Below are 21,486 nucleotides of genomic sequence, written 5' to 3'. Positions count from 1 at the left end.
CTTCTTATCTGGAGCCGATCGGGTCAATATATATCTGACCCTTATGATCAATTGAGCATAGGAAAACATCACGGAAATCAGAGACACCCTTCTGGCGGATCTGGGTTCTAAGCCAGAATCTGTTCTTGCCGATCATCTCCAGATTGTCGTCCTGCACCTTTCCGTCCATAATCAGCGGAATCGGGAGGCCTTCGTAGCGGATTTTATGCTTCGGAAGCTTAACCGTACTTGAACTGTCTGATTTATCTGATTTATCTGAACTGCGGGAGCTCTGCTGGTCTCCGCTGTTCCGTTCTTTCTGCTCCGCGCCTGAACTGCTGTTTCCTGATTGATTGGTTGAGGATACTCCTTTATTCTTCTCAATTACAGTAAGCTGCCCGCTGGTTTCAAGAATGGCGAACTCTACATCAGCCGGACTGTCGATGTTCTGCCCTCGGAGCTGCAGCAGCAGATCATCAATGTTATATCTCTGTTTACGCATCTCGCCCCGGTGCAGCTTGCCGTCCGAAATGAGAATACTCGGCTTGCCATCCACCAGAAGGCGAAGCTTCCGGCTCTTCAGACTGAGCTGTGCGACCAACACCTGAATCAGAACCAGCGTTGCCATGGGCACGAACCCGTCATAGATGGGCCGCTCGATATCTTCAATTACAAAAACAGCAATCTCAGCAATCATAATGGAAATCGTGAGGTCAAACACCGACAATTTGCCGATCTCCCGTTTACCCATGATCCGCATACTCAGGAAAATGAAGATATACATCAGCACGGTCAGAAAGATGTGGGCAGTAATATGCTGGAACAACATATTCTCTTCGCTCCCCTTCCGCTTCTCACCCGGCGGCTGAGAGCCGTAACGGGCGGATTAATGTACCCCTATTCTGACCTGCCTGCCAAGGGAACATTCGGAAGCCTGCTGATTAATTACTGGTAAAAGTCCAGTCTGCCATTCTTGTACTATTGGGGCAAGCCTTCCCATACAATGATTAGTACCAGATCAACAGGACACTTTTTCAAAGCCCAACCAGAAAGTATCGCAAACAATCTTAGCGTATGCTTTTCAAGCCAGTTTGTAAGGAGCCCGTCCAGGAAGTAACGCAAACAAACTTTTAGGAGGTTTTACCATGTCGTTAATTAGGCGTCTATTCTCATGGAAAATATCTAGTCCTGTATTATCGGGTTTATGCCGGTCGTTCCTGTGGATGCTGCTGGGCGCATTCGTTCTCTCCCTGCTGCTCTGGGGCAGCGGACTGCAGGAACAGGATCTTACCATGTACACCTATATTGTACACGGCATAGCTGCCGCTTTCGGAGGCTTGACCGCAGGCGGCAGAGCTTCAAGCAAAGGCTGGTATCAGGGAGCACTCACCGGCGCATTCTATGGATTAATTGTTCTGCTGATTGGATTCCTGGCTCTGGACAGCGCACCGGCAGGGATTGATTTCCTTTGGGTACTGGCTGCAGCAGGCATTGGTGCACTCGGGGGAATATTTGGGGTTAATTTGCAAAAATCCTAATTAATATAATTTTTCGAAATTTGAAACCTATCCTTGAAAATATGTTACACTGAGTGCATCTGACTTCATATGAGGGATTTATCAAGGAGGCTTTGAATGCTTTGCTTTACCAGTCCATGAATCTTGTAGTTGTATACACCGTTGCCATTGTAGTGGTATTGATTTGGATCGGCGCCCGGCGCAATCCGCTAATGGCTCTAGTTGAAATCGGGAGAGAGCTGCTGCGGTCCTATAAATTCACTCTGATTATTATAGGAATGTTCAGCGTGCTTGCTCTGAATAAATATGAGCTGCAGATCGAGCAGAAGATGAACCTGACTTCGGATTACACAGCCTTTGTCTTTGGTCTCGAGGGCCACTTTGTCAGACATGTGCAAGAGCTGTTCTTTACGCCTTGGCTGACCCCAATCATCGTCTTCTTCTATATCTTCATGCTGCAATCGGTGCTCGCCGCCTCGCTAGGTATCTATCTGCTGGATAAGAACCGCGTGATGCTCTATGCGACCTGCTACACGATCATGATAACCTATGCTGTTGCTATTCCATTCTATCTGTATTTTCCGGTAAATGAGGTGTGGTCCTATCTGCCCGCAGGGGTGCGATTTACCATGCTGGATGTTTTTCCGAAGTTTGAACAGGAGTACCGGCCGCTATCGGGTCTTAACAACTGCTTTCCCAGCCTGCATACTGCCATTTCCGTATCTATGGCGCTGCTGGCCTACCGTTCCGGCAACCGCCGCTGGATGGTGATTAGTACAATCTCGGCCGTTGCTATCGTCTTCGGAATATTCTATCTCGGTATCCACTGGCTGACCGATATGCTCGGCGGCACTTTGCTGGCCGTTCTGTCCACAACTGTCGCAGTGCAGCTTGCCAAATTCACCCTGCGCAGCGGGGAAGAACGGCTGAGAGTACGAAGCCGGGCAACGGATGTACGTTAACATCAGCCTTTGAACTGTATAATGTAAAAAAACCGGCGTTCTCTTACGAGAGACGCCGGTTTTTATGTAATTTGGTACAGACAAATCAATCTTTGTCTTCTACTTCCGTGACAGAGTGACTGATCGAACCCCGGTCAAAGGTCAATCGGGTCACGTCATTAACCCGCAATACAACGATGTCATCAGAAATCTCCATAATTGTTCCGTGAAGACCGCCGATAGTAACTACCTTATCGCCTTTTTTCAAAGACTTGAGCATTCCGTTGCGTGCTTTGGTTTTCTTCTGCTGCGGACGAATCAGCAGGAAGTAGAAAACAACAAACATAAGTACAAATGGACCTACCAGGCCAAGAATATTGCCTCCGCCGCCTGAAGCTGCTGCCAGTTGAAAATGTGACATATCATTCCCCCCTTTCCAAAAAATTTAACATATCACCCAGTACTTTTAGAAGCCTTTTAGATTATCATATAATCCGTATTGTGCAAAAAACTCATCGCGAAAATCAAGCAGCCGATCTTCCATGATGGCTTCACGCACTTTACGCATCAATTCCAGCAGGAAGTGTAAATTATGGTATGTCGTTAACCGCAAGCCGAAGGTTTCGTCGGCTTTGATCAGATGGCGCAAATAAGCGCGGGAATAATTCCGGCAGGTATAGCAATCACACTCCGGATCAAGCGGCCCGAAATCACGGGCATACTGCGCGTTGCGTACAACGAGTCTTCCCTGACTGGTCATCGTCGTTCCATTGCGGGCAATACGGGTAGGCAGAACACAATCGAACATGTCTATTCCGCGGATTGACCCTTCCAGCAGCGCATCCGGTGAACCTACGCCCATTAAATAGCGCGGTTTCCCTTGCGGCAGCAGTGGAACCGTATAATCCAGCACTTCATACATTAGCTGCTTGGACTCTCCGACGCTGAGCCCCCCAATAGCATACCCCGGGAAATCCATGGAAGTCAAATCTGCCGCGCTCTGACGGCGCAGATCCTCGTGCATGCCCCCCTGTACGATTGCGAACAGCCCCTGATCATTAGGACGTGCATGGCTTTTGAGGCATCTTTCTGCCCAGCGGGTGGTGCGTTCAAGTGACTTTTTGACGTATTCATATTCTGCCGGATAAGGCGGGCATTCATCGAAGGCCATCATAATATCGGAACCGAGTGCATTCTGAATTTCCATCGCCACTTCCGGCGAGAGAAACTTCTTGTCCCCATTTAAATGGGAGCGGAAATGAACGCCTTCTTCGGTAATCTTGCGCATGTCGCTCAGCGAGAATACCTGGAAACCCCCGCTGTCAGTCAGGATAGGCCGGTCCCAGTTCATGAATTTGTGCAGACCGCCGGCTTCGCCGATGATCTCATGGCCCGGACGAAGGAACAAATGGTAGGTATTACTCAGAATAATCTGCGCATTCATTTGCTTAAGCTCTTCAGGGCTCATTGTTTTGACGGTGGCTTGTGTGCCTACCGGCATGAAGGTCGGTGTTTCAATAATTCCGTGTGGAGTATGGACTCTTCCGAGCCGTGCTCCGGACTGCTTACAGGTCTTAATGTGTTCATAAGTGATTGCTGCCATAGGTTTAACCCTTCCTCTTGCTTAATAAATGAACATTGCATCGCCAAAGCTGAAGAACCGGTACTGCTGCTTAATCGCTTCTTCATAGGCGGCGAGAATATGCTCCCGGCCGGCCAAAGCGCTCACCAGCATGACCAAAGTAGACTTTGGCAGATGGAAATTGGTAATCAATGCATTGACGACAGTGAATTCGTAGCCGGGATAGATGAAAATATCCGTCCAGCCGCTTGATGCCTTCAGCGGTCCGCCCGCCGCTTGTCTCCCGGCCGTCTCAAGGGTCCGGCAGGAGGTTGTGCCGACAGCGATAATTCTTCCGCCTCTGGCTCTCGCGGAGTTCAGCATCTCTGCCGTCTCTTGGGATAATTCGTAATATTCGGCATGCATCACATGCTCTTCCACGGTTTCTACCGACATCGGACGGAAGGTGCCAAGACCTACATGCAGGGTAATATAAGCTATATTCACGCCGGCCGCTGCAATCTGCTCCAGCAGCTCTTGGGTGAAATGCAGTCCTGCCGTAGGGGCGGCCGCCGATCCTTCGTGCCGCGCGTAGACTGTCTGATAACGTTCGCGGTCATCCAGAGTTTCCTTAATGTACGGAGGAAGCGGCATCGATCCGAGCCTGTCCAGTATCTCCTGGAAGATTCCCTGATAGATAAAGCGCAGCGTCCGGCCGCCCATATCTGCTTCGTCCTCTATTACGGCGCGAAGCTCTTCGCTGAAGATAATCACCGCTCCGGTCTTCAGCTTCTTGCCGGGCTTAACCAGTGCTTCCCAGCGGTCTTCACCGAGATTCTTCAGCAGCAGAACCTCTGCCTTCGCCCCGGTATCCTCCTTGACACCGAACAGTCTGGCCGGAATAACTCTCGTATCATTCAACACCAGTGTATCTCCGGGACGGAATTGCTGCAGTATATCTGTGAAATGCCCGTGTTCCAGTTGACCATTCTCCTTGTTTACGAGCAGCAGTCTGGATGAGCTGCGGTCGGCAAGCGGAGTCTGGGCAATCAGTTCCTCCGGCAAATTAAAATCATAATTATCTACATTCATGATGGGATCTTCATTCCTTAACTATAGTAACGTTATTAAAATAGTGTTGCAATATTTGACGATAATCATACCCGTTATCCGCCATGCCTTTTACACCCCATTGGGACATGCCCAGGCCGTGCCCGTTGCCCCAGCCGATGAAATAGAATCCTGGACTGCTGGTGACCACTCTGGAAGATTGATCAGCACCCATGACTACGGTTCCGCTGCCATTTGCAGTTACTTTGCCAGTTGCAGAGATCACTCCGGCGCTTGCCACACTGCCAATAGTGGCTGTAGTGCCGTCAGCGCCTAATACAGTATAACTGCCTGCCGGGACAATATCAAACAAAGTACTGGGCAATCCGCCAAAGGAAGAACGGAACAGATCCGGGTATTTCACCTGCAGAATCTGGCCGTTAGCCTTGACTTCCACCGCTCTCCCCGAAGGGCCGCGCTTAGTCACCTGGAGACTGGTTATGGAAGACGGGAGAGCGTTGCTTGTTTTGCCGGACAGGCTTTTGAGCAGCTCTGCCGAGGTATAAGGCCCTTTGATCCAGCTGTAGCTGCCGGATTCATAGACCTGCCCCAGCACTACGGCGGTATCGCCTGGATTCAGCTTGCCTGCCGGATTGGCACTGCTATCAATAATAGGCAAAGGCCGGATATTCACATCCTTGGTGGTTGCCGTAGCCAGCGGAAGTCCGGCTGCCGTTGTGTTCCCGGTTAATTTGATATTGTCTTCACGGGCATATCCAGAGATACCGCTGTTCAGCAGCACATAATACCACTTTTTAGATGAAGCAACTGCCGCAGCATCCTCGCTGCTAACTACACTGACGAAGGTATCGCCGCCGTTGTTCCACACCTCAGACGGGTCTGCGGTAACGCCGCCGCCGTTGGAGGAGAACACGGCTTCTACTATTTTGCCGCCGCTCATCAGCACTTCGCCTGCGGTAGCATCCACTGCCTTGGTAATGACTGGAGCTTCAGCGCCTATGCCGTTATACACCTGGCTCAGCGTGGTATCGACAACATTGGCTACATCGAAGCGGTTGCCCTGGGCCAGCGCATAGCTGCGCGCCGCAACGGCCTGGGCTTTGAGCGCCTCATCCGGCCAGCCGGATGAAACCTCTCCGCCGACAACCGCATACAGATATTGCTCCAGCGGCACTACGTTGATTACAGACAATGAACCGTTCAGATTGCCCAGCTCCAGATTGCCGCGGTAAGTACGCTTGGATCTCTCCGTAAGCAGAATCCCCTTCTCATTGCCGGCGGCTGTGAACTTCGCGTCGCTTCCGGATAACAGATAATGAAAGGCCTGGACTTCACTGCTGAAATCAAGTCCTGCATCCATCCGGATAATTAGTCCCGCTGTACCTGCCGCCACCGGCGACAGAACAAGCTGCGGGAGCAGTGCAGCTGCCGAGGCAGAGACCGCTGCAAGATCGCTGTCGCTCGCCGCTTCGCCTACCCAAACTTCAGTCCGTGCACTGCCGCCTTCTCCGGACACGAATACCGGCCAGGCATCGAACCCGGCAGCAGTTAGGCTGCCGACAACCGCCTGCGCTTCCTCAAGAGTCGCGTAGGAACCTGCGGACAGATGTCTGGTCCCGGCAACAGCCGGGGTCTGTCCTTCCGGAAGGCTTACTCCGGCTTTCATCACGGAGGTCAGCCCCGATTTGGCGGCAGCTTCACTCGCATAGCTTCCAGTATATAGCTGATACACCTTGGCTCCGCCCCGTGATGCCATAAACAGCTGGGGTTTATCGGAGGTAGCCTGGAGCTTCTTGGCTGCATCCGCCGCCACCTGCCAGGTTGGCGTTTCCAGCACCTTCACCCGGTAGCCGTCCAGACTGACACGTACTTTGTTCTGGGCAGGAACCGACAGCAGAGGTGTTCCGGCCTGCGAGAGCAGGCTGAAGCCCAAATCGGACTGAAGCGTGACCAGCGGTACAGTAGATTTATATTTGCTGCCAATATCGGCATACAGTGCAACCCGGATCGCCCCGCCGGTATCGGCGTGAGTGGTACCCGCAAAGGTCAGAAGGCTGCCTGCTACCATTGATGCGGCCAATACTCCGCGGCCCAGCAGCCCTAACCCTGTTTCTTTCCACCTGGCAAGATTCATTGTAGGCCTCCTAAAAAATTTTGAGAGTATCTGCTGCCTGACTAGGCTTCGTTCCAAACCTGCTTCGGAAGCATACTCTTAAGTTTTGAAAGCATGACATCCTCAGAAAGCTTCGTTCAAAACCAGCTTCGGAAGCATTCTCTTAAATGTGTTATACAAAACGCATTCTAGACTGCAACCAATTAAGCACCCGGTCGGGCACTTATGTGACGAGCGGTTTATTCAACTTCCCGCACCTAATCCATTGCAAAGAGCATTCAAATTTTTAAGTTTCTCACTTGTATAGGCTTAATTGTTGTACGTATTGCAACTTGATCCCCTAGATATTTGGCGGTTGGGACAGATTGTTGTATGAAATACAAGATTTGTCCCGCCAAACCGCTTGGAGGAGAAGGAATGTTGCCTTTTATACAACAATTCGGGATTGTAGCCGGGATCATACGAAAAATGTTGTATTATGGGCAGCATCAGTTCTGCTGCGGAGGGAGCGGAAGCCCCAGATGATGATAGGCCGCCGGGGTCACTATGCGCCCGCGCGGCGTGCGCTGCAGGAAACCGATCTGCAGCAGATAGGGTTCGTATACGTCCTCAATAGTCTGGCTCTCTTCGCCTATCGTAGCGGCGATGGTATCGAGCCCGACCGGTCCGCCGCGGAAGGAGCTGATCATCGACTGCAGCATCTTGTGGTCGATGCTGTCCAGTCCGCGCGGATCTACCTGAAGCATCTTCAGCGATTCAGCGGCAATCTCCGGCGTAATAATACCGTCGCCGCGGACCTGCGCATAATCGCGCACCCGCTTCAGGAGACGGTTGGCAATCCGCGGAGTCCCACGGGCCCGCAGGGCAATCTCTTCCGCAGCATCGCCCAGAATCTCGATGCTGAGCAGCTCGGCGTTGCGGGCTACGATGAAGCTCAGCTCATCGATTGTGTAGTACTCCAGCCGGCTGACTACGCCGAAGCGGTCGCGCAGCGGAGCGGACAGCAGCCCCGCGCGTGTCGTTGCTCCAATGAGCGTGAAGGGCGGCAGGTCCAGCCGCACCGAACGGGCACTCGGGCCTTTGCCGATCATAATATCCAGCGCGAAATCCTCCATCGCCGGATACATGACCTCTTCCACCGTGCGGTGCAGACGGTGGATCTCGTCAATAAACAGCACATCGCCTTCCTGGAGGTTGGTCAGCAGCGCGGCCAGATCGCCCGGCCGCTCAATTGCCGGGCCGGAAGTGGTCCGCAGATTCACACCAAGCTCATTGGCGATAATATTCGCCAGCGTTGTTTTGCCGAGACCCGGAGGCCCGTACAGCAAGACATGATCCAGCGCTTCGCTGCGCATCTTGGCTGCTTCAATATATATTTTCAGGTTTTCTTTCACCTGGTTCTGGCCGATATATTCACCCAGATAACGGGGCCGCAGACTTAATTCAACCGCCTGCTCGTCCATCATCAGATTTGCTGATATAATCCGGTCATCCATTATTCCTCACTCCGTTCTTCAGGGACCTATTTGGCTATAAAAAGCAGCCCCAGCGCCTTCTTCATCAGCACGTCAACCGGTCCGGTATCCGTTCCCTCTTGCTTCATCTTCAGCCATACGCGGTCCAGCTCGGTATCGGTATAGCCCAGCGCCTTCAGGGCATCCCTGGCTTCTTCCCACGGGAGTGCCTCGGCCTTAGCCTGGGCTTCAGCCGCTACAGCGAACAGGCCTGTCTGCAGGGCAGCTCCGCCGAAGCCGTCCAGCTTGTCCTTCAGATCCAGAATCATCCGCTGCGCCGTCTTCTTGCCGATGCCCGGCAGCTTCGTCAGGAAGGTGATATTCTCCTGATAGATCGCCGAGATCAGCTGATCCGGCGTTCCGCCGGTCAGAATGCCCAGCGCCACACGCGGGCCGATGCCCGACACCTCGATCAGCTTGCGGAACAGCTTCTGCTCCTCACGGGTCGGGAATCCGAACAGGAGCGTCGCATCCTCACGGGTCTGATAATGAATGAAGATGGTCACCGGACCCTCCACCTTGGCAAAAGCATACGGATTCGGGCAGAAGACCCGGTATCCTACGCCTTGAACATCCAGTACTACATATTCTGACTCCAAATGTACAACCGGTCCTCTTAGGAAATCTATCATTTTCGCAATACCTCATTTAATTTGGAATTAAGACTCACGGAATGGGCGTGGCATACCGCCACCGCCAGTGCATCAGCCACATCATCGGGCTTCGGTACAGCCGACAGCTTAAGGAGCAGCTTGACCATCTCCTGAACCTGTTTCTTCTCCGCCTTGCCGTACCCTACTACTGCCTGCTTCACCATCATAGGGGTGTATTCCGCCACCGGCAGCCCGCGCTGCACGGCCGCCAGAATCAGCACTCCCCGCGCCTGCGCCACCGGCAGGGCCGTTGTCACATTGCGGCTGAAGAACAGCTTCTCTACCGCAACTGCATCCGGCTTATATTTATCAATCAGCTGCACCATGCCTTCATAGACATGCAGCAGACGTTCTTCTTCCGGAGTATGCGCCTCAGTCTGGATGCAGCCGTACTGGACCGGAGTCAATTTGTTTCCAACCTTATCTACAAAACCAAAGCCGACAATCGCCAGCCCCGGATCAATCCCCAAGATGCGCAAGATCCTTCTCTCTCCTCTGTGCCAGGGCAGAATAGCCCCTGCGGGTTCATCCATGAATCCGCCCTAAAGCGAACATATGTATTCCTTCTACCCATTATAGCAAAAAAATTTCCCCGGGGAGACAAAAACTTTGTCCCGGGGAAATTAAAATTAAGCTGCTATTTCAAACAAAAAAACCCGTGAGCCTCCTGCCCACGAGTCTTCAAACAGCTATGTCCTTCACTTCATTCCGCATGCATCACCTGTTCCGCCGAGTCCCGCGCATAGTCGCTGAAGGTAGACAGTACACTGTTGTACTCCTCCATGTCCTGTACCCGGATGCCCTGATGAAGCTGCTCCCAGATCCCCTCCGGCAAAGAGGATTTCATTGAGCCCATATCCAGCTGAAAGAAGGTCTTCATCACCTTTTCCGACGTCGGCGGTCCTTTGAACAGCGTCAGATTCCCCTGCTCATCCACTCCGAAGTAGGCCTCTTTTTTGGTGAGCGGCGACAGATCATTGACTCTCTGCTCCAGCCACAAATCGCCTTCCTCGCTGAGCCAGCCGCTCCAATCGGAATGCTGTCCGATCATCATCTTCAGCTGGGCCGGTGTCTGCTTGCCGGGCAGTGTCTGCACCTCTTCACCGGATACATAAATTGTCTTCAGGTGCACCGTTCTGCTGACCGCTTCCCGGCTGACCGCTTCAAGCAGCTCTTTGCTGTCCATCACAGCAGCTTCATCTTCTGCTTCATTCCCTGTATGGTTATAAACGGCTGCCACAGCCGGAATGCTGCTGCCGGGTTCCCGGTTCTGCTCCTCTATTCCGCTTAGTGTTCCAGGCAACGTCCAGGCCGTATGCTCCAACAGCAGGCTGATCTCTTCCGGAACCTGCATGCCACGCCACGCCAGCACCGTAAGCGCAATGCATGCCGCCCCCACCCAGGGTGCCTTTTTCCAACGTCTCCACCGCCGCCACAGTTGTTTTTTCAAGCGAAAAGCATTCACGTTAATCCCTTCATTCTGGTTTTTCCCTATTGTGACCTGTGAAGGGAGCATTTATGCGTATTTGCTTGAAATTCATTCCAAGCGGAATTAATCTGTGTCCAGCGGATTCTCAATGGCTCCGAGGAACAGGACCACCTGAGTCTGCACATCCTTGATCATGAACAGAAACGGCCGGTTGACCGTCATTTCAAAAGGCGTATCTGCAGGAGCAGCTGATCCTGCCCGCATCTGGATCACTGTGGACGCCGCCGCCTCTGTTCCCCGTTCATTCACATCGATGTAGGTTTTGTGGATGACCTTGTCAAAGTAAACCGGGCGATCCAGGTCCGCCAGCAGCGAGAAATCACCCTGAACCGGATCGAAAGCCAGCTTCACACCCAGCGCCTGCAGAACCTTTGTAAGCTCTGCCCCGTAGCCCGCTGTAAAACGCGGCAGCCGCAGCGTCCCCCGGGCACTGGCGAAGCCCTCATCAAGCGGGAGGCTGCCCGCCGCAAGCTGATCCGCAAGCTCCTGCAAGGAAGATTTCCCGCCCGGCAGGATTACGGTCATCTCCATCTGGCCCTCTCCATAAGGAAGCTTTACAGCCTGCCAGTCCTCATTCCCGGCATACTGGAAATATCCGCTCCGCTTCATCATCATTACCTGCACTGCTGCCCCGTCCGGGGGATAGAAGTCTGCTGACGCAGTAGCCTCCTCTGGAAACACATCACTCCAGCCGGCTTTGAAATACAGTGCGTTGACAAGTACCGCAACTGCCTGGTCACCCGGCGGCTCCGTAAGCATCTGCCTGATCTTATGCCCGGTATGCTTCGAGACCCAATCATTAATCTGCGTCACAGATTTCTCTGCAGCTAAGTCTGTCGCCCTGATCTCTGCGTTATAGAAATCCTTACCTGTCTTGAGATAGTCCTTGCGCAGCGGCAGCCCCTTCATGCCCCAGACCGAATTCGCTATCTTCAGCTCAATTCCCGGTCCGGCGTCATTCAGCAGCTGCAGCAAAGCCTGATGGCTGGTATTCAGCTGCTCCCGCTCATAAGGTGCATAGCCCAGAAGCATTCCCAGCTCCTCTGCCGTCTCTCCGGTCGCACCGTTATAAGCAAGGGCCAGCGCTGCGGCAACACTATAAGGAGATATGGTCACATTTCCGCCGCCCTGCTTCCACAATTGGCCCAGCAGCTTCACCCCCAGCCGGTTGCTTCTCTCGGCCAGTCCGAAATCAAGCCCGGCTGCAGCTGCCTGTCTCTCTGAATAGCTCAATTTTGAACCTCCTTCACTGCAGCCGGCCAAGAGCAGCGCGGCTAACAAGAGTACGGATATTCTTTTGATCATCATAACTATCCCCCTTGAGTTCATCCGAAGCGGCAAGGACATGCCCGAGAGTCCCATTCCTATTCATTGACGGCCCCAATTGGGAAAAGTTGCAAATTATCAGCCGGCTAAGTCACCTCTATTAGAAATTCGGCACCACTGGCAGCTTAATATGGCTCGGATACTCCTGGTTATGGCAGATCGTCTGCTGCACAATGACTGCTTCCGTATCTTCATACGGATTGTTTCCGGTGTTTGTGTTAGGAAAGGCCACGAATTTGCTGGAAGAAGTGACTGTGAAGCGGACCCGGTGTCCTGCGGCAAACGTGTGGGCAATGTTCTGCAGGAAAATATCATACCGCTCCACCTGGCCCGGCACCAGCAGCTGCGGCTGCTCCAGCCCATGCCGGTATTTCGCCCGCACGATGTAATTGGACAGGCGGATGGAATCGCCTTGTTCATTCACATCACTCAGCGTCACGACCCAGTCCGTATCCAGACCCGAGCTCGCAGCATAGATGACCGCAGACAGCTCACCGGCAATGGTCAGCTTCTCCGCCAGCGGCTCACTGGTATAGACAACGATATCGCTGCGCAGCTCATGCTTCCGCATATTCTCCGGCTCCCGCTCGCCGCTGTCGGCAACCGGGTCAGCCGGATTATAGATGTAAGTATCTGCTGCTGAATGTTCCTCCGGCTCCATAACCAGCCGTCCATCGCCCAGTGATGAATTCGCCCGGCCGTCTCCGCCCAGATAGAACGGAGTTACCTTTGCTTCTGCCGGTGTCCAATCCTCCGAGGTTCTCCAGCGGTTCTCGCCCACCACATAATAGGAAGCCCGCGGCTCCTGATCGATGCCGTTCGGAATATCCTTCAGGAACCGGTCGAACCAGCGCAGCACGGATACATCATAATCGTACACCACCGCATCATTGCCGAAGGATACGCCCAGCAGATCCCGCGCCCGGTTCGGTCCGTGCTCCCAGGCGCCGAGACGGATTTTGCGATTGGGTACATCATGCTCCGTCAGCATCCGCCAGGTCTCCGATACCCCCGGGCTGTCACCGTCATACCAGCCGGAGATTACATACACCGGAACCTTGACCTGATCCCCGCGCTCAGTGAAGGTGCAGTTTCTCCAGAAATCATCATACTCAGGATGCTGGCTCCACAGCTCCCACGGCCCGGACGTGCGGCCGATCATCTGCTGCGGAATATCCCTGATTGGTCTGGCATCGACCGCCGCTTCAGGGTCCACTGTAATGCCGCCAAAAATATCAAAGTCCGTCCGCGTCCCCACCGACTGCGCAAGCGTCCAGGACAGCAGCGGCCAGGAGCAGAGCGTCCCGCCTTTGCGCGCGGTGTCCACGAACGGCGAACCTACATTAACCTCATCCACAACCGCCAGCAGGTTCGGGTGGCCGCTGGTAGCGGCTGCTACAACGACATAGCCGAGGTATGAGGCGCCCCACATCCCAACTTTGCCGTCAGACCATTCCTGGGCGATAATCCAGTCAATGGTATCGTAGCCGTCATCGCGTTCATTGTAGAACGGGATCAGCTCTCCTTCCGAATCCGCGCGGCCTCGTACATCCTGGGAGACCACGGCGTAGCCTTTGTTCGCCCAGCGCATGAAGATTTCTTTTTTACCATTCCGGTCGTAACAGGTTCTCACCAAGATAGTCGGCACCTTCGTTCCCGGCTCAAGACCTTCAGGAAGAAACACATCGGTGGCCAGCTTCACGCCGTCCCGCATCGGCACAAGATACGTTCCCAGATCATTCACACCGTATTCCGGCTGCGACAACAGCGGCTCAGCATAGAGCGTGAGCGGGGTCAGCTGCTCATATCCTGCCTTAACGATCAGCTCAATGCCGTAGCGGTTAGGGGTCAGAAAAGCAATCACCTCTCCGTCCAGCGTCACAACATCCAGCGCCGTGCCTCCGCGGTAAGCCCATACCTGTGAAGTCCGCACGATTCCGGCAATCTCCGCCTGATAGGTAATATGCTTCTGATATTTATCCCCGTTCTTGAGGATAACCTCGTCCCCGGCCCATTCCGCATCGGAGTATGCAAGAAGCTGCCCCGCGATCCGCGCCAGAGGAAGAACATATTTCGCGCCAGCATCCAGCACATTCTCCTGCATCTGTGTGCGTCTGCGGGTGTCAACCTTGGCGTGCATGACCTCCTTGTCCGTGAAACGGATGGTGCCGCTATATATCCCCGAGCAATAGAAGTTGAAGCTTGTCTGCTGTAAGTATGAATTCATCTGTAAAAGTCCCCTATCCGCAAATTTGTTCAAACACACGCAGCCAGTTGCCGCCCATAATCTTAGCGATCTCTTCATCGCTGTACCCGCGCGCCACCAGTCCCCGCGTGAAATTGCTGAAATAACTGTATTTCTCAAGCCCTGCTACGGTTTCCGTGGAGGGACCATCCCCTTTGGCGAATCCCAGCTTAGGTGCAATCTGCTCCTTGAAAAAGACCAGTGACCACTCCAGGTCACTCATAGGCCAGTCCGTTCCGATGCCCACATGCTCTACGCCTACCAGCCTGATCACATATTCAATATGGTCCAATACATGCTCAATGGTGGTACGGTCCGGATCTTCATGCACAAACCACGGCATCGCAAAAATACCAATCACACCGCCGGTCGCAGCAATCGCGCGGATCTCCTCGTCACTTTTGCAGCGCATATGCGGATAGATAGCTTCCACGCCGGTATGCGAGGCGATAACCGGCGCTTTCGAGGCTGCACAGGCATCCAGGGTGGTCTGTCTGCCGCAATGTCCGGTATCGACGATGATTCCCAGCGCATTCAGCCGCTCCACAAACCGCAGGCCGTATTTGGACAGCCCGCCATTGCCCGGCTCCGCACAGCCGGAACCTATCAGATTCTGGTTGTTGTACGTTAACTGCAGAATCCTTAGACCAAAGCCATGCAGCGCATTGAGCAGCTCCAGATTTTTCTCTAGCGCATCCGTTTCCTGTGCCGTTACAATCCCTGCCTTCTTTCCCTCACGTTTAGCCCTGCGGATATCCTCCGCCGTCAGTGCCTTCACCAGCCAGTCCGCGGAATCGAACTGCAGCTGAACCTCGCCCATACTGGTAATCATGCTCTCTATATCATTCAGGTGCAGTTCGCGGTTGCCCGCCGTAATTCCGGACTTGTACCATTCCTCTTTGTACTCCGCAATCTCACCGCCTGCCGACAGCCGGGTAATGATCTGCGCCGGCATGGCGCTGTAGACCATCGGTTCATCCTTGTACGGCTCGCACAGCTCCTTCACCTTAAGCGAGACGCTCTCCGGGATAGCGCTTGGGGACAAGGGCCCCTGGAACAGCAGATCAATATTGATATTCTCCTCATGCAGGCGTTTCGCCCGCTCCTCCTGTGCAGCACTCAGTCCAAAGTCATACCAGCCTTCCCGTTCCTGTAAATTCACTTGATCCAGCCCCTCCTCTATGAAACTACCTGTATTTACTTGATGCTTATTCTTCCCTGCGGTGAATATTTGGGCTTCCGGCTGCCGCCGCTCCTGCCATTCCAGAAATCGCTTGCTGAGGCTTTGCAGTAACCAATTACGCTAAGCTTAACTGCACTTTGTACAACTAAACCGTCTGATTTTCAACCGATTATCCGTTTAGTTGTATTCCGTGCAATTAAACTGACCTATGTAGAAGGTTCTCACCCATTCGGGCAGATTTAGTTGTACAGACTACAGTTATAAGCGGCAAGCAGCCCTTTTCTCTGTTTTTAATTGTACATTATACAACTATCACTGAAGTTTCACTTGGAGCTGAATACATCCATTGCCGCTTGCTGCATTGTTGAATCGACACACTTCATTAGTGCTGATGCTGGACTAGTTACTCTTAATAAGAAATGCCGAGTTCTATTTAAAATGAAATCTCCACGCCTTTATGCAGAGCACCCGCCTGTTTATAAATATAGAAGCCTGCGGCAAGATCCTGAACGGCAAGCCCCAGTCCCTTAAAAAGCGTAATCTCATCACTGCTTCTCCGGCCGGGGACACGCCCCTTCAGCAGCCCGCCAATTTCGCCAATAATATGGTCCGCCGTGATCGCCCCTTCGCTGAGCGGGATCAGATAATCCCCCGCTTCGTGGACGGCTGACTCCAGCCGGTCCACATAGAGCCTCGCCCCGGCTACAAGCGCCGTGTCCAGCTCCCGTTCATGCGCCCTGCATGCGCCGATCGCATTGATATGCGCGCCTGGCTTCACCCAGGCGCCGTGCAGCACCGGCTCCCCCGCCGCCGTCGCCGTACAGATAATGTCCGCGTCCATCACCGCGTCCTCCACAGACAGCGCTGCCGTGATCTCTGCGTTCCACCGGCTGCTCATGGCATCGGCGAACGCCCGGGCCTTGCCCGGCGTTCTGCTCCAGACTTTGGTGCGCTTAATGCCGCGCACCTGCAGCATGGCTTCCAGATGGCTCCGGGCCTGCTCCCCGGTGCCAAGAACCGCCAGGGACTCCGCCTCTTCCCTGGCGAGCAGCTTCGTCGCCGCCGCACTGACCGCCGCCGTGCGGATGGCTGTAATCGACTGGCCGTCTACCATGGCCAGCGGCACGCCGGTGGCGGCGTCGAACAAAGACACCATCCCCTGATGCGACGGCAGACCGCTCCCGTGGTTGCCAGGGAATACGCTGATGATCTTGGCACCAGCGATCCCTTCACGCCGCAGATACCCGGGCATCATTCCCAGCACATTCCGCTCCTCCAGCGGCAGGACCTGGCGGAGACTCTGCACGGCCTCCCCCTCAGACAGGTCAGCGAGGACAGTTTCCATCACAGCGATGCAGGACTCCATGGTTAGAATCTCCGCAACTTCCTTACCGTTTATTATCAGCACCTATAGACCCTCCCGGATTCCTGATATCAAAAAAGATTCAAGCTTATCTTTCTATGCCATCATTTGCTATACTCTATATTAGCGAAAAAAGTTAAAAACTAAAACAAAGGGGATATCCTTGATGATTATTCAGCCAAAAACACGCGGCTTTATCTGCACGACTGCTCACCCGGAGGGATGTGCCGGACAAATACAGGAACAAATTGACTATGTACGGGCACAAAAGAAACTTACCGGCCCGGCCAACGTGCTGGTTATCGGCGCTTCTACCGGCTACGGGCTGGCTTCCCGGATTGCGGCTGCATTTGGCGCAGGTGCCAATACCATCGGTGTATTCTTCGACAAAGCTGCTGAAGGTGCCCGCACTGCATCCGCAGGCTGGTACAATTCCGCTGCTTTTGAGCAGGAAGCGGCCAAGCTCGGCCTGAAATCATTCAGCATCGTTGGCGATGCCTTCTCGGATGCCATTAAAACCAAGACCATCGACCTCATCAAAGCTGAATTTGGCACCGTTGATCTCGTTGTGTACAGCGTAGCTTCCCCGCGTCGCACCCATCCCGTTACAGGAGAAGTCTTCTCTTCCGTGATTAAGCCAGTGGGTGAAGCGTATACGAACAAGACGATGAACTTCCACACCGGTGAAGTATCCACGGTTACTATTGAGCCGGCTACGGATGACGAAGTCCGCCAGACAATCGCTGTTATGGGCGGAGAAGATTGGGGCATGTGGATCAATCAGCTGCAGGAAGCAGGCGTGCTTGCAGATGGTGCAACAACCGTGGCCTATTCCTATATCGGACCTAAGATCACCCACCCCATCTACCGGGACGGAACCATCGGCCAGGCGAAGAACCATCTGGAACAGACGGCCATCGCACTGAACGAGCAGCTCTCTGCTACAGGCGGACGGGCCTTCGTATCCGTGAACAAGGCTCTGGTCACCCAGTCCAGCTCCGCCATCCCTGTGGTGCCGCTGTATATTTCCGCACTCTATAGAGTAATGAAGGAAAAAGAACTGCACGAGAACTGCATTCAGCAGATGTACCGCCTGTTCGCAGACCACCTGTATAACGGCGGCGAAGCTGCAGCAGACGGCAGCCACCTGATCCGGATTGATGATTGGGAGATGCGCGAGGATGTGCAGATCGAGGTCATGAGACGCTGGAACGAGCTTGAAACGGATAATGTTCCTGAACTTGCAGACCTTAAGGGCTACCAGGATGACTTCTTCCATCTGTTCGGCTTCCGCACCGAAGGCGTGGATTACGAAGCCGAGACTGACCCTGCTGTTGCTATTCCCAATATGGTATAAGCATTCCGCCAAATCCATGAAGCCGTTCCCTTCACCGGGAGCGGCTTTTTGGCGTGCAGATTCCAGGTTATCGCTCCAATTCGGGCATAAGCGCATAAGCTTCCCCAACAGTTCATTTCATTAAATAAGGTTTGACTTTAGGTTATCCTTGCAGTATTTTATATCTAAAAGATATATCTCACAGATTGGATGCGTGCATATGGCTGCTAACAGGAGCAAGACAGGTTACGTGTTACTGGGACTATTAAACGAAGAGAACTTGACTGGGTATGAGATCAAAAAGATCGTAGATACCCGGCTTTCCTTTTTTTGGAGTGAGAGCTTTGGCCAGATCTATCCGGAACTGAAGCGGCTGGCTGCGGGGGGCCTGATCGCTGTGTGTGAAGAACCTGTTTCTGCAGAGGGCAAGAACAGCAAACAAAGCATCAAGTATCAGATAACCGTATCCGGAAGGTACGAATTACAGGAATGGCTCAAGACACCGGTGGAAAAAGAAACCGTACGCTACGAGCTGCTGCTTAAGCTGTATTTTTCCAATTCCTCCTCTTCTGCCACCATGCTGGAGCATGTCCGGGAGTTTGAAATCAACCACCGGCGGCAGCAGCAGCTGTTCGGCAAATTCGAGGCGCAGCTGAAGCAGAATCTGGATGTCCACAGTAATCACAGCCGCATTCTGATGGTCCTGTCCTTTGGCCAGAAGCTGTGGGAGTCTTATGCGGACTGGTGCGGGCAGACCATAGCTTTGCTGGAGCAGGAAATCGCAGAACAGGAGAACCCGCCGAATGAATAAGACCGTGGATTTGTATTACTTTTCAGGCACGGGCAATACGAAAGCGATTGTAGACTTTGTGGGCAGAACCCTTAAGACCTATAACATCCGCCCTTCCCTCAATCTGATCGGCAGCGAATCTATGCCAAACAGTCCGGTTAATGACCTGTGGCTGGCCTTCCCGGTCAATTCGCAGTCCGTATCCCCGTTCATTTGGAGATTCCTCCGGCGGCTCCCGAAGAGCCAGGGAACCAGAGTATATGTGATCGCTACGCTCAATAACTCAGCCCATATTCTGGAGCCGCTCTATACCCTGCTGAAGAATAAGGGCTATATCCCTGTCTCCGCCTGCGAGATCAGTATGCCTAACAATATGCTGGATGCCGAAGCCCCTCCGGAGGATGATCAGGCCCGGCTGACAGCCGCCTATCAGAAAGCTGAGACTTTTGTCCATCAGGCGCTTGCCGGTGAATCCGCCTGGAAGTCAGAGTATCCCGGGTCGAAGGCCGTCTCCGTTCTCTCCAGAAGAACCGTGCTGCCCTGGATATCGATGCGGCTGATGCTCAGATTGCGGACGATCCCCTCCAAATGCATCAGTTGTGAATTATGCGTTCTGCAATGTCCCACCGGTAATATAGTAGTTGCCGATGATCTGCCTTACCATGGGTACAGATGTGATTTCTGTATGAAATGTGCAGCGAACTGTCCACGCAAAGCAATCGTAGTCTCCGGCAAAGAGAACCTTCATTTCCGCAATGCCAGAATGCATAAATCTACTTTGGAACAATAGAATGGGGATTTCACATGGGCCTGCACATCAAAGGATTCATCCTACCTTTATTGGTTTTGCTGCCGAATCTGCTTTTCATTTTCTTTCCTCCACGCAATACTCCTGAGTCCTTGGCTTCCACACCGCTGATCTTCACCATGTTAGAGCGGGCAGGCCAGATCACATGCTTCATGATGCCTATTCTCATGGGCCGCAAGCTTGCAGAGCAGCCCCTTGGCCTGTCTGCCGGACTGATGGCTGTCTGCCTGCTGATTTATTATGTATGCTGGGCCCGCTTTTACTGGAATGAGAGAGAATTTGCCGTGTTATTCACGCCTTGGCTTGGAATTCCCGTTCCTATGGCCGTCTTTCCGGCAATCTACTTCATGCTGCTTGGATTCTGGCTTGAGTCCTGGCTGCTCCTGATCCCTGCATTTCTGTTTGCCGTGGGTCATTTGGTGAACAGCTGGAATGTTTATACTCAGGTCCGCTAGAAGCCCACTGGTATCCACACAACACATATCGATCCTGTCTTTCATAAAAAAACCGCCATTCCCATCAGGCTGAAGTTTTTGCAAACTTGCCCGGAGGATGGCGGTTTCTTGCAGATCTATTATGCTTCTGATACGGAAGCCGCAAGCCAGTCCGTTAACCGTGTAGGGGCAATTCGCGGATGGTCTCCGGCCGGAACAAGCGAGTGATCCTGCAATGCTGTTCCGAAATAATGTGCCTCCGTATCGCCGACCACCTGACGCGCATCCCCCTTAGCCTTTAGCGCTTGCCGGACGAATTCATCCAGAGACAGCTTATCCGGTCCGGCCAGCTCTGTAATCCCGTTCACTGGAGCTTCAAGGGTATAATCAACCAGCGCAGCTGCTACATCCTCAGAGGCTATGGGCTGTACCCATGCCGAAGGCAGACGGACGATATCCCCTTCTGTAGCGGTATAGGCAATGCCCTCCGCGAAATCGAAGAACTGGGTCGCCCGCACGATGGTGTAGGGAACCGGGGAAGCCTGGATCAGCTCCTCCTGAGCCATTTTCCCGCGGAAATAACCGCTCTGCAGCAAGCCGTCAGTACCCACTACAGATAATGCCACATGATGCTTCACTCCTGCTTCAGCTTCAGCAGCCAGCAGATTGCGGGTCGTTGTCGCGAAGAATTCCAGCACAGCCTCGTCTGCGAATGAAGGTGAATTTGCTACATCAACAACGGCATCAGCCCCTTTAAGCGCTTCTGCCAGCCCCTCACCAGTCATAGCATTGATGCCCAGAGAAGGTGATGCAGCCACAGTCTCATGACCCAGCCCCTGAAGCCGGCTCACCAATTGCTTTCCAATAAGTCCGCTCCCGCCAACCACTACAAATTTCATGTCTATTTCCTCCTGGTTTATAGCCTATATCCATAGGCCAGTATTTAGTAAACGCTTTGCAACAGACACAAACCGCCCTGCCACGGGCGCTCTGCCTCCATCCTATTTTCTTTGCTGTACATCCTGTAGACAAACTAGACCGGAGTTCTGTGACAAACAGCTCTCTCCCCGCGTAACAGGTTCCGGACTCGCTCCTCCTAAACCGCAATTCACCTAAGAATTCGCGCAACAAACCAACATAGCAGCAGGCTTATAATAACCATA

General features: G+C 53.3%; 20 protein-coding genes. 6 read left to right on the top strand and 14 right to left on the bottom strand.

The window, feature by feature from the left end:
• Nucleotides 1-4: 4 nt before the first annotated feature.
• Nucleotides 5-808 carry a DUF421 domain-containing protein gene (locus QW71_RS05495; RefSeq protein WP_039294478.1) on the bottom strand — a complete coding sequence of 268 codons (804 nt, stop codon included), beginning with the start codon at nt 806-808 and terminating at the stop codon, nt 5-7.
• Between the two features lie 316 nt (nt 809-1,124).
• Between QW71_RS05495 and QW71_RS05490 the strand changes: the two genes are divergently transcribed.
• Together QW71_RS05490 and QW71_RS05485 are read left to right on the top strand one after the other, a co-directional pair.
• Nucleotides 1,125-1,517, top strand: a complete 393-nt coding sequence (locus QW71_RS05490; protein ID WP_039294476.1) for a TIGR04086 family membrane protein — start codon at nt 1,125-1,127, stop codon at nt 1,515-1,517.
• Between the two features lie 92 nt (nt 1,518-1,609).
• Nucleotides 1,610-2,458: a phosphatase PAP2 family protein gene (locus QW71_RS05485; protein WP_235441399.1), complete on the top strand. Its 849-nt coding sequence runs from the start codon at nt 1,610-1,612 to the stop codon at nt 2,456-2,458.
• 85 nt (nt 2,459-2,543) lie between these two features.
• Here QW71_RS05485 and yajC read toward each other — a convergent pair whose 3' ends face one another.
• From yajC to QW71_RS05425, 12 genes are all read right to left on the bottom strand, one after another.
• On the bottom strand, nt 2,544-2,858 hold the full coding sequence (gene yajC, locus QW71_RS05480; RefSeq protein ID WP_039294472.1) for a preprotein translocase subunit YajC: 315 nt from the start codon (nt 2,856-2,858) through the stop codon (nt 2,544-2,546).
• Nucleotides 2,859-2,903: 45 nt separating this feature from the next.
• Nucleotides 2,904-4,040, bottom strand: coding sequence for a tRNA guanosine(34) transglycosylase Tgt (gene tgt / locus QW71_RS05475; RefSeq protein WP_039294470.1), 1,137 nt, complete (start codon nt 4,038-4,040; stop codon nt 2,904-2,906).
• 21 nt (nt 4,041-4,061) lie between these two features.
• The gene (gene queA, locus QW71_RS05470; protein ID WP_039294467.1) at nt 4,062-5,090 is read right to left on the bottom strand and encodes a tRNA preQ1(34) S-adenosylmethionine ribosyltransferase-isomerase QueA; all 1,029 of its coding nucleotides are present in this window, start codon (nt 5,088-5,090) and stop codon (nt 4,062-4,064) included.
• A gap of 10 nt (nt 5,091-5,100) precedes the next feature.
• Nucleotides 5,101-7,203 carry a SpoIID/LytB domain-containing protein gene (locus tag QW71_RS05465; protein ID WP_039294464.1) on the bottom strand — a complete coding sequence of 701 codons (2,103 nt, stop codon included), beginning with the start codon at nt 7,201-7,203 and terminating at the stop codon, nt 5,101-5,103.
• Between the two features lie 467 nt (nt 7,204-7,670).
• Nucleotides 7,671-8,678 carry a Holliday junction branch migration DNA helicase RuvB gene (gene ruvB / locus QW71_RS05460; protein WP_039294462.1) on the bottom strand — a complete coding sequence of 336 codons (1,008 nt, stop codon included), beginning with the start codon at nt 8,676-8,678 and terminating at the stop codon, nt 7,671-7,673.
• Nucleotides 8,679-8,704: 26 nt separating this feature from the next.
• Nucleotides 8,705-9,328 (bottom strand): Holliday junction branch migration protein RuvA, encoded by a 624-nt coding sequence (ruvA, locus tag QW71_RS05455; RefSeq protein WP_039294459.1) that lies wholly within the window; start codon nt 9,326-9,328, stop codon nt 8,705-8,707.
• Complete coding sequence (gene ruvC, locus QW71_RS05450) at nt 9,325-9,828, bottom strand: crossover junction endodeoxyribonuclease RuvC (RefSeq protein WP_039294456.1); 504 nt, start codon at nt 9,826-9,828, stop codon at nt 9,325-9,327. Before ruvC ends, ruvA begins: the two co-directional genes overlap by 4 nt.
• Nucleotides 9,829-10,052: 224 nt before the next feature.
• Nucleotides 10,053-10,799 carry a BofC C-terminal domain-containing protein gene (locus tag QW71_RS05445; protein ID WP_160311780.1) on the bottom strand — a complete coding sequence of 249 codons (747 nt, stop codon included), beginning with the start codon at nt 10,797-10,799 and terminating at the stop codon, nt 10,053-10,055.
• Nucleotides 10,800-10,901: 102 nt separating this feature from the next.
• Nucleotides 10,902-12,071 carry a serpin family protein gene (locus tag QW71_RS05440; protein WP_160311779.1) on the bottom strand — a complete coding sequence of 390 codons (1,170 nt, stop codon included), beginning with the start codon at nt 12,069-12,071 and terminating at the stop codon, nt 10,902-10,904.
• Nucleotides 12,072-12,264: 193 nt separating this feature from the next.
• Nucleotides 12,265-14,391 (bottom strand): CocE/NonD family hydrolase, encoded by a 2,127-nt coding sequence (locus QW71_RS05435; RefSeq protein ID WP_039294451.1) that lies wholly within the window; start codon nt 14,389-14,391, stop codon nt 12,265-12,267.
• A 13-nt stretch (nt 14,392-14,404) separates the two neighbouring features.
• Nucleotides 14,405-15,571 carry a dipeptidase gene (locus tag QW71_RS05430; RefSeq protein ID WP_052769905.1) on the bottom strand — a complete coding sequence of 389 codons (1,167 nt, stop codon included), beginning with the start codon at nt 15,569-15,571 and terminating at the stop codon, nt 14,405-14,407.
• 454 nt (nt 15,572-16,025) lie between these two features.
• Entirely contained in the window at nt 16,026-17,000 is a 975-nt protein-coding gene (locus QW71_RS05425) for an ornithine cyclodeaminase family protein (protein ID WP_039294448.1), read from the bottom strand.
• A 121-nt stretch (nt 17,001-17,121) separates the two neighbouring features.
• Here QW71_RS05425 and fabV point away from each other — a divergent pair, with 121 nt between their 5' ends.
• From fabV to QW71_RS05405, 4 genes are all read left to right on the top strand, one after another.
• Complete coding sequence (fabV, locus tag QW71_RS05420) at nt 17,122-18,312, top strand: enoyl-ACP reductase FabV (RefSeq protein ID WP_039294445.1); 1,191 nt, start codon at nt 17,122-17,124, stop codon at nt 18,310-18,312.
• Between the two features lie 199 nt (nt 18,313-18,511).
• Complete coding sequence (locus tag QW71_RS05415; protein ID WP_039294442.1) at nt 18,512-19,102, top strand: PadR family transcriptional regulator; 591 nt, start codon at nt 18,512-18,514, stop codon at nt 19,100-19,102.
• Complete coding sequence (locus QW71_RS05410; protein ID WP_039294439.1) at nt 19,095-19,871, top strand: EFR1 family ferrodoxin; 777 nt, start codon at nt 19,095-19,097, stop codon at nt 19,869-19,871. The genes QW71_RS05415 and QW71_RS05410 overlap by 8 nt, the downstream gene beginning before the upstream one ends.
• A 14-nt stretch (nt 19,872-19,885) precedes the next feature.
• Nucleotides 19,886-20,344, top strand: coding sequence for a hypothetical protein (locus QW71_RS05405; RefSeq protein ID WP_039294436.1), 459 nt, complete (start codon nt 19,886-19,888; stop codon nt 20,342-20,344).
• Between the two features lie 119 nt (nt 20,345-20,463).
• Here QW71_RS05405 and QW71_RS05400 read toward each other — a convergent pair whose 3' ends face one another.
• Nucleotides 20,464-21,222 (bottom strand): SDR family oxidoreductase, encoded by a 759-nt coding sequence (locus QW71_RS05400; protein ID WP_039294431.1) that lies wholly within the window; start codon nt 21,220-21,222, stop codon nt 20,464-20,466.
• Nucleotides 21,223-21,486 lie beyond the last annotated feature (264 nt).

Source organism: Paenibacillus sp. IHB B 3415, assembly GCF_000802655.2.
Classification (GTDB): Bacteria; Bacillota; Bacilli; order Paenibacillales; family Paenibacillaceae; genus Paenibacillus_AQ; species Paenibacillus_AQ phytohabitans.
This window is presented reverse-complemented; position numbering and strand designations above follow the sequence as displayed.

What these genes read in the sequence shown, in the direction of transcription:
- QW71_RS05415 (WP_039294442.1), top strand. Translation starts at nt 18,512, where the DNA reads ATGGCTGCTAACAGGAGCAAGACAGGTTACGTGTTACTGGGACTATTA.
- tgt (WP_039294470.1), bottom strand. Translation starts at nt 4,040, where the DNA reads ATGGCAGCAATCACTTATGAACACATTAAGACCTGTAAGCAGTCCGGA.
- ruvB (WP_039294462.1), bottom strand. Translation starts at nt 8,678, where the DNA reads ATGGATGACCGGATTATATCAGCAAATCTGATGATGGACGAGCAGGCG.
- QW71_RS05495 (WP_039294478.1), bottom strand. Translation starts at nt 808, where the DNA reads ATGTTGTTCCAGCATATTACTGCCCACATCTTTCTGACCGTGCTGATG.
- QW71_RS05410 (WP_039294439.1), top strand. Translation starts at nt 19,095, where the DNA reads ATGAATAAGACCGTGGATTTGTATTACTTTTCAGGCACGGGCAATACG.
- QW71_RS05435 (WP_039294451.1), bottom strand. Translation starts at nt 14,391, where the DNA reads ATGAATTCATACTTACAGCAGACAAGCTTCAACTTCTATTGCTCGGGG.
- QW71_RS05405 (WP_039294436.1), top strand. Translation starts at nt 19,886, where the DNA reads ATGGGCCTGCACATCAAAGGATTCATCCTACCTTTATTGGTTTTGCTG.
- QW71_RS05465 (WP_039294464.1), bottom strand. Translation starts at nt 7,203, where the DNA reads ATGAATCTTGCCAGGTGGAAAGAAACAGGGTTAGGGCTGCTGGGCCGC.
- ruvA (WP_039294459.1), bottom strand. Translation starts at nt 9,328, where the DNA reads ATGATAGATTTCCTAAGAGGACCGGTTGTACATTTGGAGTCAGAATAT.
- fabV (WP_039294445.1), top strand. Translation starts at nt 17,122, where the DNA reads ATGATTATTCAGCCAAAAACACGCGGCTTTATCTGCACGACTGCTCAC.
- QW71_RS05490 (WP_039294476.1), top strand. Translation starts at nt 1,125, where the DNA reads ATGTCGTTAATTAGGCGTCTATTCTCATGGAAAATATCTAGTCCTGTA.
- queA (WP_039294467.1), bottom strand. Translation starts at nt 5,090, where the DNA reads ATGAATGTAGATAATTATGATTTTAATTTGCCGGAGGAACTGATTGCC.
- yajC (WP_039294472.1), bottom strand. Translation starts at nt 2,858, where the DNA reads ATGTCACATTTTCAACTGGCAGCAGCTTCAGGCGGCGGAGGCAATATT.
- QW71_RS05400 (WP_039294431.1), bottom strand. Translation starts at nt 21,222, where the DNA reads ATGAAATTTGTAGTGGTTGGCGGGAGCGGACTTATTGGAAAGCAATTG.